Below are 15,569 nucleotides of genomic sequence, written 5' to 3'. Positions count from 1 at the left end.
CTGAATGTTTTAGAACCGTTCTACAAACAGAGCCGCAGCGATGCTGCTGAAAAATACGACCATTTTTCACTCATAATTCTTTGTGAATGAGTGTAATCGGATAGATTTTTTGTTTGAGTTGTAGGAAGGATTGTTGAAGTAGGATAGCCTTGTATTGTATTGAGGAGTTTGTAGAGTACAATTGAGGTTCTTTTTGGAAACAAATTCCCTAAAAACGTGGATGCGGATGCCTTTCTCCGCTCTTTGGAGGATGCGGCGGACGTTCCGCTCTTCCTACTGGCGGTCTCTGTTTTTGAAGTTCTCGGCTCGGTGTACCCGCAAAACACAAGGGAACAGAAGGGAAATTGTCGGTAATCAGATAGTAATATTCCTTTTCATTTTCGGGCGTTCTACCCCATCTTCCATTGCAGGCATCCAAAGCAGATGTGCCTTCTATGTATTCATAGTCATTGAAGTACAGCCCATTGAAATGACCATCGGGAGCAGATTTTCCATCACCAGGGCGGAGGCCTTTTTTGAGGTGATAACCACTTTCATTCGCCACCAATTCACCGTTCTCATTGTAGCCATATTTGTAGTAAATCGGAAATCCATCCGCCGCATAGCCCACTTTCAGCATTGCCAAACCGTCTGCCCCCAATTCTTGAAGGTATGCAGAAGGAGTGCCGTGATAGTGGTATTTACCGCCGGGTTGGACGTGGGCATTGTTGCAGTCCAAGCCCAAATTTTCGAGTGAGTTTAAGGTGGTGATGTTCCATTCGTGGTTGGTGAGTCCGTTTGAAGCAATAAAAAATTCGCCCGTGAAAGGGTCAATGGTGACACCACTGAACAATACGCCTGTATCAAAACCTTTTCCACTGGTCGTTTGAGCAGCCATTTTGGGGTGTAGCGGCACCGAAAAAGTCCATTCGTGTTCGTGAATTGTGTTTGGGTTGCCCTCATTCGGAAATTCGCCAACGTGATGGCTAGCAATGCCATTGATGTGAATGATTCGTTTGTCTTGCGCTTCATCTATCGTTTCTTCGTAGAGGCTTTTTTGCTTCAATTTGCCTTCAATGTCTATCCCACATTCTTGTGCATCGAGGTGAATGAGGTAGTGATCGCCCGTTATTTGCTGAAATGCAGAGAGTTTGTAGTGTTGGGTGATTTTGAAGGTATAAGCAACAGAAATTAGTAAAATACCTGCAATAAATAACACGCCTAAAGTCTTGGGAAACCAATGTAATTTTTTCATTGTGGAATGTATTTTAGGAGTAGGGTAAAATATCTTACCTGCTTATTAGACCCCAAAAAATCAAAAATCTTTTGGTGGTTTGGTAAATTTATTAGGCGTGTGAGAATTTAGAAACCATTCACACTTCCGCAACTTGCAGATAGAATAAACATGGACTCAGCTAATCTTAGCAAAGGAGAAATAGATGAAAGAATATTTGATGCAAAATGGAGGCGTGTTTGAATCACCAACCTGCAAAAAAGGTTCTCTTAAAAAGCAGGAATAGGTGTGAATTTCGTTTTTTGCACAAAAAAGGAAATGAATATTGTCTTGTTTTTTAATGCAAAAATTATTATTATATTGCAATGTAACGATATTCTTTCGTCCAATCAAATCTTCTTACCTTTCATCGCCACTGCAATCGCCTGATCCATCACCCGTTCTGCAAAAGGTCGGGTAAAATCATTGAGGGCTTCAATGTGTTGGTGAATCAAATCCTTGTCCTTAGAAGCCAAACTTTCCTTCAAAGTATTCAAAAGTTCGTTTGTGCCTTCCATTTCAGAACCATCAAGCAAATCACTATTTTTTTGGATAAAACGCTCTACGCTTCTAATCATACTATTAGCCTCGTTGAGTGCCTCTTGCAATGCCCTCACCTGCATATCTGACTGAGCATTTTGAATAGAATCCAACAACATTTTCGACATTTCCTCCTCACTCAAACCATAACTCGGCTTCACTTCAATGCTTTGCTCCACTCCCGATCGTAATTCTTTGGCACGAACCCTCGTAATCCCATCTGCATCAAGCACGAAACTAATGTCAATTTTCGGCATCCCCGCAGGCATTCCAGGAATACCTGTTAGGTGAAATTCACCCAATTTTCTGTTGTCGCTTACCAAATCCCGTTCACCCTGATAAACCGTAATCCGCATACCACTTTGACCGTCAATCTGCGTTGTGTATTGGCGACCCGCCTTAATCGGTAATTTCGAATTGCGGGGAATGATCACATCCATCAAACCACCCATCGTTTCTATACCCAAAGACAAAGGCGTAATGTCAATCAACAACATATCTTTTTGATTGCCCGCCAAAATATCCGCTTGAACGGCAGCACCCAAAGCAACAACTTCATCTGGGTTCAAATCATCGTGTGGCGTTCTACCGAAAAAATCACCCACTGCTTCTTTCACTAAAGGAACTCTCGTAGAACCACCCACCAAAACCACTTCATCAATCGCTTCAATGGTCAAATCAGCATCCGCCAAAGCCTTTTTGCAGCTCACCAAAGTCTTATCCACCAAAGGCTGAATCAACTCTTCAAATTTGCTGCGAGACAACTCCAATTGCGGCTCATTTTCGTCTGCCGTCCACCGTCCACCGTCTATCGTACTCAATTCAATTTTCGCACTTTCTGCCTGCAATCGAAGCGTTTGCATGGCTTTTTTGTCGTCCTTCAATGCAGCAGCATCCAGTCCATTTTCAGTAATCCAATAATCAATGATGGCTCGATCAAAATCGTCACCGCCCAAAAAAGTATCTCCATTGGTGGACAACACTTCAAAAATACCGTTATCAATGCTCAAAATAGAAATGTCAAAGGTACCTCCACCCAAGTCGTAGACTGCAATGGTTTTTTCCTCTCCTTGCTTCAATCCGATGCCATACGCCAAACTTGCAGCCGTTGGTTCGTTCACAATCCGCAACACCTCCAAACCTGCCAATTTCCCCGCATCTCTTGTAGCTTGACGTTGGGAATCATTGAAGTAAGCGGGAACAGTAATCACTGCTTTGGTAACATCTTGATTCAAAGCCTGTTCGACTCGGTGTTTCAATTGCTTCAAAATGAGTGAAGACAATTCAATGGGGGTGTAAAATCGGTTGTTTACCCGAATTTTCGCCAAACTCTCGGTATCATCGTCAATCACTTGATAACCAAAATAATCACTATGTTCTTTGAGGTCTTGAAAAGATTTTCCCATCAATCGTTTGACCGAATAAATGGTATTTTCGGGCTGTGTCACCAAGAAATCTTTGGCATCATTGCCGACTAAGATTCCATCATTATCCATATTGAAATGTACAATGGAAGGAACCAATTTGTTGTTACCGCCTTTGTCTTTCACCGCTACTGCATTGCCGCTTTCGGTGTCTATGTAAGCAACCAAACTATTGGTCGTGCCTAAGTCAATGCCCACAATGATGTCTTTCTGAGCCGATTCGTTTTCGAGTAGTGTACCTTGCTTTATGTTGATGGATATTTTTGCCATGTTGCCTATAACAGTTTTGTCGTTTACTTTGTTTGAGATACAAAGGTAGCGTTAATCAACTAAACAAAAACGCTACATCTCCCCTGTTCAATTGTTTCATAAAACTCTGTTCTGTAGAAATCAAATCCTCTGCCAATGCCCTCTTCTTTTCTTGCAGGCTCATGATTTTTTCTTCAATGGTATCTCGGCAAATCATTCGGTAGGCAAAAACATTTTTGGTTTGACCTATGCGGTGTGTGCGGTCAATGGCTTGCTGTTCAACGGCTGGATTCCACCATGGGTCAATGAGATAGACATAATCAGCTTCGGTAAGCGTCAATCCGAGGCTACCTGCTTTGAGGCTAATCAAGAAAATACGGCATTTTTCATCCTCTTGAAAATGATTAACCGCATCTTTTCGGGCAGTAGCCGTCAATGAACCATCGAGGTATTCATATTTAATTCCTTCTTTTTCAAGTTGTTCTTTAATCATTGCCAACATTCCTAAAAATTGCGAAAATACCAAGATTTTATGGTTGTCAGTGATGTCTTTGACGTGTTCCATCAGTTCCTTCAATTTGATAGAGTCCTTGCCATAGTCCTCGGTATCATTCAGTAAAGCAGGCGAATTGCAGATTTGGCGGAGTTTCATCAGACCTTCCAAAATATACATCCCTGCTTTTGACATTCCTTCTTCATCTATTTTCTCTAGTATTTTGAGGCGGTAATTGTCTCGAAAAGCCTCATAAACTTTTCGCTGCTGCCCATTCATTTCGCAATACAATACTGTTTCCGTTTTTTCGGGTAGCTCCTTGGCTACCAGTTCTTTGGTGCGACGCAAGATAAAAGGATACACAATTTTGCGAAGTGCCTGTGCTTTTATGTTATCATTGTACTTGTCTATCGGATTGGCAAATTCTTTTTTGAAAAACTCTATGCTACCCAACATCCCTGGGTTCAAAAAATTCATCTGGGCATAGAGGTCAAAGGTGTTGTTTTCGATGGGCGTACCGGTGAGGGCTATTCGGTTTGTTGCCTTCAACAACCGAGAGGCTTTGTAGCGTTTGGTAGAGGGGTTTTTGATTGCCTGCGATTCGTCCAATACGATGTAGTCAAATTGGTATTTGCTGAAAAGGTCAATATCCGAAGTCAATGTGCCATAGGAGGTAATGATAATGTCATAATCTGCAAAGTGTTCGGTAGTGGATTTCTCCCTGAAAGGGCCATGGTGTCGAAATATGGTGAGGTCGGGACAGAATTTTTCGACCTCTTTTTCCCAATTGAAGAGTAGTGTAGTTGGCGCAACTACGAGGTTGGTGCTGGTTTGCTTTTCCTCTTTTTTGTGTTGAAGTAGGGTCAATACTTGCAGGGTTTTTCCCAAGCCCATATCGTCTGCCAAACATCCGCCCCATTGAAATTCGTCCAAAAAATTCATCCAATTGTAGCCTTCCTTTTGGTAGTCCCGCAAATTTGCTTTCATGTTGAGTGGCATTTGCACTTTTTCGACATTTCTAAACGATTTGAGTTTTTGTTTTTTGAGAAATAATTCTTTTTGAACCTCCTCATCGTCAATCATTTCGTAGAGTTCATCTACCAATGAAAAATGGACTTTGGAGATGCGGAGTTGTTTGCCTTTGATGGTACTTAGTTTGAATAAATCGGCGTATTTTATCAGCCATTTTTCAGGCAAAACTCCCAATTTACCGTTGTTCAAGCGCACAAAATTTTCGTTTCTCAACAAGGCTCTCTGCACTTCTCTAAGTGAAACGGTTTGGTCGCCAAAAGTGATGTCGGTTCTAATGTCAAACCAGTCAATGCCCGAAGTGACTTCAAAATCCATCATTGGGCGGTGCAAATCGTAGTGAAATTTGCTGAGGCTTTTGAAGCCAAATACCTCAATGTTTTTTTGCTCCAATTTTTCAAAGGCATCCAAAAACCACTCATTTTCCATTACTTCCTCATAGTTCAGAAAGTAGTACAATCCATTCGTAATTTCGGTGGCTTGCTGTATAAAGTCGAGGTGAAGGGTTTGCATGAATGCACTGAACCATTTTTCAAAGTCGGTATCTCGTGCCATTCGGGTGATTTCGCCTTCTTTTTCGATGACCCATTCAGCCGCACCATCTAATTCTAACTGCTGACCGCTATAATCTACAATGGGTTGGAAAAGAAGAAATTCCTCGGTTTCTTTGAGGTACAATTGTGCTTTTGCAGAGGATTCAGTTTCTTTGATTTCCAAATCCAACTGTATGTCGACGGGGTGTTTGCTTTGAAGTGGGATTACCACATTTTTAATTAATTCGGATAGTTTTTCTTTGCGTACCGAAATATTGGGATGTTCTAAAAAGAGCTGCAAACTATCCAATTCTTCCACATTTTCTATCAAAAAAAGCTGTTCATTTTGGTAAAGAATTTGTGGACTCACCAATAATACTTTATCAATAGGAATGATTTTGTCATCATATTTGATGGCTGAACTAAGTTGTATCAAGTTGCCCTTATTGTAGAGGCTAAAATGTACGTGGGCAACTGTTGAAGCGATTTCTACGGTTTGAAGATCTTTCAAATTAGGAAGTCCACGGGTGGGAAGGATGTTAATGTAGGTGATTTTGTCTTTTAGCAGTCCAAAAAGTGTTCGGAGTCGTTGGGTGATGTAGGTTTGTGTGACTTGGTAAGCCGTATCTTTTAGGTTTTTTTGCTCCAATAAGGCAACCGTTCTGCCTCCAAATGTGGCAATTGTAGAAAGTTTGCACATCGAATGACTGAAGGCATAGTGGGCAACTTCTTCTCGGGCGAGTTCGTGGATTAGCTGCAAAATGCTTCGGTCTTTATCGTCTAAAATACCCAAAAAACGGCTGGGAATATTGCCTACTTCATCGGTTAGTGGGTTTAGTTTTGCCGATATTTTATTGCCTTGTGCATTGAGTTTTCCGCATACTGCCTGAATGACAAATCCAGGCATGTAGGTATTGTCATCGAAGTGGAAAATGTAGCCAATGGTTAAAACTTCTTTTTCAGGCTGCCGCAATCGCCCTTCTTGTAAAGGAACGGGAAGGGATTTATCTTTGATGGCAACTGTCTTGTATTTTTTGCCCCACTTTTCTAAGTCATTGATTTTTATGAGTGAATTATCCAATACTTTTAGTTCGGGTTTGTCTTTGTGCATGACAAACTCAAATTTTCCTGTCAGATCATCGGCAAGGCTAAAGCCATAATCTGCTAAAAGTTGGTTTTTTCGGCTGGTCCAATCACGTATTGAATCAAAAGCGTTGTCACCTCGCTCCATCCTCAATTGCAGGAAAACAACGGCTTTGTGTAAACAGATTTTGTATTTGGTTTCATTGCAGGTACAAGAAGTAATGATTTTGTCTTGCCCGATTTTTTTGATTTCGACTCCGTGGTTTGCACTTTTAAATTTCACCGTTGCAGTCACCATTCTGTCGCCTGCAAACCGAATTTCTGCTCTCGAATTTTTAGCCAATTGACGGGCTTTTGTCCAGTCACCATGCGCCATATTGTGGTGAATGATGTTTTCTTTGATGCTTTGCATATACAGTACCGTATGTGATTGGTCGTAGGCTTGAATCGCATTTGTACTCTCTAATTCTCTGATTTGCTTCTCCAAAGCCAACAATGCTGCAATTCTATGTTTGCAGATACCTCCCCAATCATATGGGCAACTACATTCGGCTTCAATGCTACCTCCCGTTTTGAAGTCGGTAATCAATACTTTGTATTTTTCAAAAGAATATTCGCTGACAACTTTATAAATAGCAATTTCTCTATCAATATCTAAGCGTTCCAATTCGTACGCATTTCTTTTGAAAATACCTTGCCCTTTGCTTCGGCTTTTGGTGGTAGAGTTGTTACCAATATATCTTTGGATGATGGTGCTTGTTGAAGACACTATATATGTGAAGTTATTTTGTATTGGACAATTCTATAAAGATACAACATTAATTGCGTATGAACAACGAGTAAATTTGCTGTTCATCTGTTTTTTAGCTAGATTCGCAGCAATATGATGGTATTCATATTTTACTTAACACCCTAATTTTTCAACCTTAAATAGTTAAATTATGTTCAGAATCAGTTCAATAGCCTTTTTTTATTTGTGTTTGTGTGTTACTTCAATGCTTGTAGCCCAAAACTGCGATGCGCTTTTTTTAGAATATTATAGAAATGGGGATGCTCCGAGAGCCATTTCCAATTTTGATGCATTTTGTGAAGGCGTGAAAGCAGGAGAGGCGGCTAAAGATTTTGCTGTAAAATGGAATGTAAATGAAAAATATGATATAAAATCCTGTATTCGTTATGGTTTTGAAGCAAATGGCGTGGATATTATTGCAGCAGGAGGAACGACTGACCCAAAGGAATTGGATGCAATTGAAGGTTTCAATTTTGTGATGAATAAAAGAATAAAGGTAAGATTGGGAGATAAATACAACGATTTAGGTGTTGTATCACCAAAGTATTTTGGGCCCGAAGATATTTTTACAGAACAATTTTATGATACTTTCAACAATCGTTTGAAAATCGAAAAAGTGGACAAAGGGAATATAAAATTAACTTTAGCAAAAGATGATTTTTTTCATGATTATATGAATGTGATTATGGTTAAAGACCGCCGTTCGGAAACGGAATTTCGATTCAGCGATTTGTATCAAGGAGTAGTCGTCCCATTGACAGGAGAAGATGAAAGTGGTAAAAATAAATTATTCAATTTTTCACTCAAGAATTTTAATCACCCTTACTACTGTGCGGCAAAGGATACTCCCGACGCATTTGTAGTATGGGTCAAGTTGAAGGAATTTTTGGGCAACTGATACAATTCCTATATTCAAGGATTAAGTTCAAAATTGCACTTGAATTGAGTACTTGCACTTTGATTTTTTCCTTCGTATATTTACCATATCATGAATTCACCCTTTCTAAACAACAACAATGATTTCCATATAGGAGGCATACAGCATATCGTTGTATTGTTAATATCTATTGTGTTGGGTGTATCAATCATACGATATGCTACAAAAAAATTATCCCCTTCACAACAGTACCGTTTAGGGTTGAATTTGGCTCTTTTTATTGCGTTTTCTCAAATTACTTGGATGTTGATTCGCTTGTATTTAGGGGTGTTTAATCCAGCAGAGGATTTCCCCTTTGTGCTTTGTCATTTCATGGCATTAATGCTGCCTTTGTTCATGTTTACCCTTCACCGTGTACTTTATGAAATTTTCTATTTTTGGATTTTAGCAGGTACTATACAAGCGATTCTCACCCCTCATCTCATCAATGGTTTCCCCAATTACACTTTTTTTGCTTTTTGGATTGTGCATTGTGGTTTGGTAATCATCATTTTGTATGCCACGATTGTTTATAGAATGCGTCCATTTGTCAGTAGTATTTTCAAATCTTTTCTAATACTACAAGTTTATGTGATCCTATCTTTTGTGATAAATTATATTTTAGATGCCAACTACAATTATATTTGTCACAAACCTCCAACGGCTTCTATATTGGATTATTTGGGCGAATGGCCTTGGTATATCATTGGAGGAGAAGGAATTGTTTTGTTGCTATTTTTTATGGTTTACAGTCCATTTTGGATTAGGGATAAATGGAAAGAGGTAAATGTTACTGAAATACCCAAAAAAACACAAATTTTGAAAGGCCATAAAAGCTAAATGAAAGGTGCGAGAATGTTTGAACTTTGAAGGCAAGAAACGAGAAATAAGCAATTATTATTCATTATCACCTACGCTAAATACTATCTTCTCGCACCACTGTTCCTTCTTCCAAAGTCTAAAAGGTGTATGTGGTCTATTCAAATTACAAAATAAGCAACTTTTCGAAATGAGAAATACGTATATAGAGGTACGAAAATTGAAACTTCCAATGAAAAATATTCTTTTTTACTGCCTCCTTATTGGATTATTCTGCATCAATGCTTGCGGAGTTAAATACTCGTTTACAGGAACTTCTATCAACCCAGATGTAAAAACGGTCAGTGTGGAACGAATACCCAACCAAGCAAGTCTGGTCTTACCTTCCTTGAGTCAAACATTGGAGGAAAAACTCAAAGACAAATTCACGACGGAAGCCCGTTTGGATTTGGTAACAGAAGAAGGACATGCTGCTTTTAGCGGAACCATCACACAATACGATATACGTCCAGCAGCTTCGGGTGCAAACGATCAAGCAGCTCTGAACCGATTGACCATTAGTGTGCGAATGGAATATACCAATAGTATCACCGAAGAAAACTGGTCGAGCAATTTCACACACTTTTCTGATTTTGACAGAGATGCAAATTTGACCGATGTAGAAAACAGTCTTATTGACGAAATAACGGATAGAATTGTGGACGATATTTTTAACAAAGCCTTTTCTAATTGGTGATAAAAAGAATTTTATGTACCTTGTAGATACATTTGCCCATTTTTTAACCTCAAATGTAGAATTGTTATAACCGCAATTATTATGGACAAGCAACCGATATTAGAAGCCATTACCCACATCAAATCTCTTCAAGACCTATCTGCATGGGATTTACAAACCATTTTGGCAGATTACCCTTTCTTTCAAACAGCACATCTTCTGTGGGCTAAAAAATCAATGGACACAGACCATTATGAACACCAAGAAATAGTGCAAAAGGCGGCAATCTATGCAGGTAATCGTGCCGTTTTATACAAATTACTCTACCAACAAGAGGAAGCATTGCAGTCTTCTCCCGATTTAGATGATGCTACCCTGCAAATGGACAAAAAGGACTTGCCTTTCATTATTACAGAAAAAGAGGCAGATGGTCAAGAAACAGAGGTTGTTTCGATTGAACATTTAGAACTAATAAGTGAAGACAAAGACAATCAAGAAACAGAGGTCGTTTCGATTGAACATTTAGATTTACCAGAGGAAGAAGAAATAATAGACAAATTAGATTTTCTGGAAAACGAGGTTAGTGATATACCAAACGATGATACCGAAGGGATTGAGATAGATAAGGTAGCAGTTGTAACTGATAAAGAAAAAACGCAAACCGAGGAACTTACTATAATAGAAAAATTGAAGGAAGAAATAGCGGCAAAACAAAAAAGCATTGAACTTCAATGGGATGAAGAAGACACATTCGTTTCAAATGAAGTTATTGAAGATCCAGAAGAACCTGCTGAAAATATACCTGCTTCACCTACTGCAATAGACGAAAAACTGGAAGATACAGCACGTTCCATCACTTCTGCATTGGATAAATCACTACTCAAAATTGCTCAAGAGGATGTTGTAGAAGTAGAAAGCCATCAACAAATGCCTATCGTTCCAGCTTCTGTTGAAGAAGTGAAAGAAGATGAGAAAGACGACAAATTTGCACTCAAGCATATTTTTGAGAAAGACACAGAGGACGAAGACAATATTTTGAATACAGAGCAAATATCGGAAGAAGCTCGCAAGCAAGTAGAGCAAGCCTTATCTTCAAAATTGAAGACATTGGACGGAGAGGAGAAGGAAGCCCCCCCCATAGTAGAAAGCGGCAATACAATGGATATGACTGATTTGATTCAAAAGGAAGTACAACAAATCATTCAAAGAGATATGGAACAACTGCAAGAAGAGGCGGATGAAGATTTGTGGGATGAGAATATGAAAGTCAATTCTTCCATTATCAGAGCCTCAATAGCTGAGGACAAAGAAGCACTCAAGCAGTCATTACTAGAAGAGAACAACGACAATGTGTTCATTGACGACGATGAAGACGAAACTGAAGAAGAAGATAATAACAACGAAACACATCCCGAAAATGAAATAGAATCGGATCTAATCATGAGCCTAAAAGCTAAAGTAGAATCCTACAAACAAAAGAAGAAAACTTTTGAGAGTTGGCTCACAGGAGATTTGGAAAAAGAGGAACTTCCAAAAGTGAAATTGAGCAAAGAAGATGAAACCGAAATTAAAAAATTTGTTGATTTCCAGTCGGAAGTAAATGCCAATGAAAATACTTCTTCAAAACTTAACGCAGAAGACATTCCATTGGAAGGTACCGAATCAATGGCAGAAATATATGCTCAACAAGGATACTACAAACGTGCCGTAAAGATTTATGAGCAATTAAGTTTGAAATATCCAGAAAAAAGCAGTTACTTTGCAGGTAAAATTGTTGAACTTCAAAAGAAATTGTAGTTATGTACGTATTTATAACCATCCTCATTATTTTCATCTGTCTGTTGATGATGTTGGTAATCTTAGTGCAGAATCCTAAAGGCGGTGGTTTAGGCGCTGGCTTTGGTGGCGGTGGCGGTGGCAATATGATGGGAGGTGTAAAACAAACAACAGACTTCCTAGATAAAGCTACTTGGACACTTATTATTGCTTTGTTTGTCTTGAGTATTTTGACCAGTGCTTTTTTGCCTGACCAAAGAAATAGTGGAGACAATGGCAATGAAACACTTATCGAAAGTATTAATGATAACGAATAATAACCTCCCGTAGAAAAATAGGGTGCATCCCAAATTGTCGCCTTATGCTTGTTTTTTATATAATTCAAGTTCCTTTGCTTGTATCAATTTTATAAGTTCATGCCATTGTTGATTCATATTCATAAGTCTCAAATCAATAATTTTCTGTGCACCATCTAAAGTCCATCTTTGTCCCGATTGTTTCAATCTTTTTTGAATAACTGTTCGGTGAGCAGATTCGATTGCTCCCGAACCTATAAATAAACCTGTGTCTCTAAAAGTTTTATACATCATGCGAAACTCATTGTTTCTCAAATAGTTTAGCAGGCTATTTCGTTCTTTTTCAGATTTTTGTGCACGTTTTTCTAACTCTTCAATCCCTTTTATAACGACACTAATTTCATCATTGAGTAAAGCATTTTTTTGTTTGTTCAACCAATTTTTTTGCTCTTCTATTGTTTTGTAATACAGTTTAGCAAATTTACTTAAATGCTCTGCTGCATGATAAAAATCAAGGATTTGTGTAGCTTTAGGATAAGACTCTTCTACCCAATTCCAAATCCAAGGTGCTCCATCTGCAACAAAAACAAGTCGTTCATTTATCGGCGATAATATATCTACTAATGGCTCAAATTTACACAGGAAATCTTTATGACTACCCAAATGTGCAGCATAGATAGATTGCTTTAGCCAACAATGATTCTTATCTAATTCATAGTGGTCAAGGTCTGTAAATATACGCCCTAACTTTACTTCTTTCCAATCATTCCCTTTTTCTCCTTCACGAGTTTGAAGCATACCCCCATCTATCATAGAATAGACAAGCCCCTCTTGTTCAACACTCTCTTTTAGAGACTCACTTAGTTTTCTTTGAGCAACTGGTAAAACAGGTTTCACACTTTGAAGTTCTGATGCGTAATACTTCGTAACTCGCTCTGTTTGACTACGATTCGTTTCTATACGTAGATATTTTTCTAAGTCACACACCGCTGCGCTATAGTTATCCGATTGACCAGCATAAGCTTGTAACTCTTGAAGATAAGGGCTTACTTGAAAGCCATTGATACCATTACTCCACATATGCGTTTTGGCGATAGCGATAGAGCCAAATCGACTTGCTATTGTTTTTTTTTACGACGGTCTTCTCCTGGTTTACTTATACTACTTTCTAATAAATCTTGTCCAAATTTCAGTATCACTCCCTCAAACCCCTTTTCATAGTCATAAAAACTTTCTTCTTTTTTCAAAGATTCAAATGATGCCCAATAAGATAAAGCCAATTCTAAATATTCTTCCTTTGTCATATTTTTATTGATTTAGTGCCTCAAAAATAGCTTTTTTTAGCTTCTGCGACAATTTGGGATGCACCCGAAAAATACATTATAGTATCATTCAAAGAAAGTGGCAACTTAAAAAATTTAAGTTGCCACTTTTTTATTAGAACTTTCTGCACCTAACTAATTTTGTAGCAAACAACTACTTTTTACATAAACGGTTCTTATATCTTTTGGATCTAAACAATTATTTTATTTCACAATGCAAAAATACAGGCAAATGGTCTGAAATATTGCGTGCTTCTTCAACTTGCTCACATTCTCCTACAAAATTTACCCGTCCTGCATCCAATAAGGTTATTAGGGATTGATTGAAGTAAATATTGTCAATGGCATGGTTAAGAAAATTACCATTGACACATTTTTGTTTCAAAGTTGTAGGACTATTTGTTAGACAAGAAGTAAATCCATTCTCATAAAGGCTGCTCCAAACAGGGTGATTTTCGTCTAAGTTAAAATCGCCTGCAATAAAAACCGTCTCTGAACCTACTCTTTGGGGATATTGGTCGAAATATTTGATTTCCCCTTCTGGATTTTTATTGTGTGGTCTGGAATGAAAATTTATAACAAAAAAGGGCTTAGCACTATTCTTCACTTTGAATTGACCAATAAAAGGCTCTCTATCACAAATACTTTGAAGTTCGGAATCTAAAAAAGCCCTACCAATTGCTTCAATTTTTGAGGTTCTCCAAATAAAGGCATAACGCTCACTGATATAGGACGATGGGCTACGTGTAGGGTCGCTTATTTGATAGTCCCATTTACTACCCATGCGATTCAAATCATCTACAATTTGGGCAACAGCTTGTGCCCCTCCGGGGTCTTTGGCAACGACTTCTTGTATGGCAATTAAATCATAGTCATTCAATACATAAGCTATGGTACGGATTTCATTATCGTCTTTGGTTTTCCCCAAATCACGAATGTTCCAAGTGAGCATTTTGAAGCTGTCGGCTGATACAGTGAAAGAGAAACAAAGGAAGAATACAAAAATGACTGACTTTGATAGAGTTGATTTTGTCATATTTTTTAATAAAATTTATACTTTTTAAATAGGGGAATTGCCAAACCTACTTGATAATATTCAGCCGTAAGGTTTGATATTGTATTTTTTGGTTTATTGTCAATTTGCAAGGTATATGAGTATCGACCTATTAGTTTAAATAGTTTTAAGTCTAAAGTAATTCCTCCATTTAGTAACGGATTTATTTCATCATACTCAAACGACTCTATCTTTCCAAAATCATTACCACCAACATTAGAATATGAATTGCGAAAATTAGCCCGTCCGCCTATTTCCAAATTCAAATCTAATCCAATATTGGGGTTACCAATGATTCTATATCCATACCCCAAGCACAAATCAATATGGTTGAAAGATAAAGCTGTTTCTGGAAAAAGAGAATTTATGAGCAAGGGAGATTGGCTATAACTCATAGGAATGTAGAAAATACTTCTTGACTTGTTGCTTTTCCATAAATGATTCATGCGAATAGAATAAGGCATTACATTCTTTTTATAATCTTCCTCTGCAACCAAATTGCCTGAAATTGGAGTATAAGTATATTCATTTTTTAAGGGTAGTGTTCCTTCTATAGACAATTCATATCTTGGGTATCTTCTTATCTTGTTTGTAAGCTTTGTTTCTCTCTTGACACCTTTTCCCAATCTTTCGATACATAAATCTGTTCGTCTGTCCAAATCTTTATATTCCTTTTCTTGCAAAAGTCCTTTAAGAGCAAAAGCAGATGTAGCAGCTGCTTTTGCAGCTCGTGTATCCATTTGGTCGACTATTTCCTTTTCAATCAAAGTAATTGCTAAATCTTCTGTCCACTCGCCCAAATCTTTTCCATTAATAGCATCAATTACCAACTTAGAAACATCAATAAAACCAAATATTTTCCCCCCAGTAAAAAACTCATCCAAACCTCTTAAAATAGATTCTCCTATGATATCATTCCTCCTTTGTCTTTCTCTACTTTCATAATTAGCTTGTATTATTTTCAAGTCCTGTTTGTAAGCATTAATATCGTAAGTCGTTATTATTGAGTACTTCTTTATATTTTTTCTTGAAAGTTTTAAATCGAATCTTCCAGAGCTATTTGGGGTTAAATAAATTTCTTTCTCTGACTTTGTTTCATTATTTAGTAAAGTAAATTTATGCGTGTAGCCTAAATCATTTCTTACTTTAATATAATTTTTGTTTTGACCATCAACATAAATTTCTTGTGCAAGGGTTTTGTCACAACAAATAGAGGAAAAAATAAATAGAATGAGGATTAATTTTTTCATTTTTGAAAATTATAGAATTGAGTGAAAA

The 15,569-nt window shown here is 37.8% G+C and carries 12 protein-coding genes; 5 read left to right on the top strand and 7 right to left on the bottom strand.

Features of this window, described 5'->3' with window-relative positions:
* Positions 1-208 precede the first annotated feature (208 nt).
* The 3 genes from R3E32_21545 to R3E32_21535 form a co-directional block, all read right to left on the bottom strand.
* Positions 209-1,234: a YHYH protein gene (locus tag R3E32_21545; GenBank protein MEZ4887331.1), complete on the bottom strand. Its 1,026-nt coding sequence runs from the start codon at positions 1,232-1,234 to the stop codon at positions 209-211.
* 368 nt (positions 1,235-1,602) lie between these two features.
* Positions 1,603-3,486 carry a Fe-S protein assembly chaperone HscA gene (gene hscA / locus R3E32_21540; GenBank protein MEZ4887330.1) on the bottom strand — a complete coding sequence of 628 codons (1,884 nt, stop codon included), beginning with the start codon at positions 3,484-3,486 and terminating at the stop codon, positions 1,603-1,605.
* Between the two features lie 55 nt (positions 3,487-3,541).
* Positions 3,542-7,372 (bottom strand): SNF2-related protein, encoded by a 3,831-nt coding sequence (locus R3E32_21535; GenBank protein MEZ4887329.1) that lies wholly within the window; start codon positions 7,370-7,372, stop codon positions 3,542-3,544.
* A 172-nt stretch (positions 7,373-7,544) separates the two neighbouring features.
* Here R3E32_21535 and R3E32_21530 point away from each other — a divergent pair, with 172 nt between their 5' ends.
* The 5 genes from R3E32_21530 to secG all read left to right on the top strand — a co-directional run bounded on the left by R3E32_21530 (position 7,545) and on the right by secG (position 11,936).
* Complete coding sequence (locus R3E32_21530) at positions 7,545-8,291, top strand: hypothetical protein (GenBank protein MEZ4887328.1); 747 nt, start codon at positions 7,545-7,547, stop codon at positions 8,289-8,291.
* 90 nt (positions 8,292-8,381) lie between these two features.
* A complete protein-coding gene (locus R3E32_21525; GenBank protein MEZ4887327.1) occupies positions 8,382-9,149 on the top strand; it encodes a TIGR02206 family membrane protein in 768 nt (255 codons plus the stop codon).
* Between the two features lie 211 nt (positions 9,150-9,360).
* Entirely contained in the window at positions 9,361-9,864 is a 504-nt protein-coding gene (locus R3E32_21520) for an LptE family protein (GenBank protein ID MEZ4887326.1), read from the top strand.
* Positions 9,865-9,945: 81 nt separating this feature from the next.
* On the top strand, positions 9,946-11,640 hold the full coding sequence (locus R3E32_21515) for a hypothetical protein (protein MEZ4887325.1): 1,695 nt from the start codon (positions 9,946-9,948) through the stop codon (positions 11,638-11,640).
* A 2-nt stretch (positions 11,641-11,642) separates the two neighbouring features.
* Positions 11,643-11,936, top strand: coding sequence for a preprotein translocase subunit SecG (secG, locus tag R3E32_21510; protein ID MEZ4887324.1), 294 nt, complete (start codon positions 11,643-11,645; stop codon positions 11,934-11,936).
* A gap of 42 nt (positions 11,937-11,978) precedes the next feature.
* On the opposite strand, the gene R3E32_21505 is transcribed toward secG, so the two are convergent.
* The 4 genes from R3E32_21505 to R3E32_21490 form a co-directional block, all read right to left on the bottom strand.
* Positions 11,979-12,995 carry a hypothetical protein gene (locus tag R3E32_21505; GenBank protein MEZ4887323.1) on the bottom strand — a complete coding sequence of 339 codons (1,017 nt, stop codon included), beginning with the start codon at positions 12,993-12,995 and terminating at the stop codon, positions 11,979-11,981.
* 38 nt (positions 12,996-13,033) lie between these two features.
* Entirely contained in the window at positions 13,034-13,219 is a 186-nt protein-coding gene (locus R3E32_21500; protein ID MEZ4887322.1) for a hypothetical protein, read from the bottom strand.
* A 217-nt stretch (positions 13,220-13,436) separates the two neighbouring features.
* Complete coding sequence (locus R3E32_21495; protein MEZ4887321.1) at positions 13,437-14,273, bottom strand: endonuclease/exonuclease/phosphatase family protein; 837 nt, start codon at positions 14,271-14,273, stop codon at positions 13,437-13,439.
* A 5-nt stretch (positions 14,274-14,278) separates the two neighbouring features.
* Positions 14,279-15,541, bottom strand: coding sequence for a hypothetical protein (locus R3E32_21490; GenBank protein ID MEZ4887320.1), 1,263 nt, complete (start codon positions 15,539-15,541; stop codon positions 14,279-14,281).
* Between the last annotated feature and the right edge of the window lie 28 nt (positions 15,542-15,569).

This window comes from Chitinophagales bacterium, from assembly GCA_041392475.1.
Lineage (GTDB): Bacteria > Bacteroidota > Bacteroidia > Chitinophagales > UBA2359 > JAUHXA01.
The sequence above is the reverse complement of the archived record's forward strand: the minus strand, read 5'-3'. Positions and strand labels throughout refer to the sequence as shown.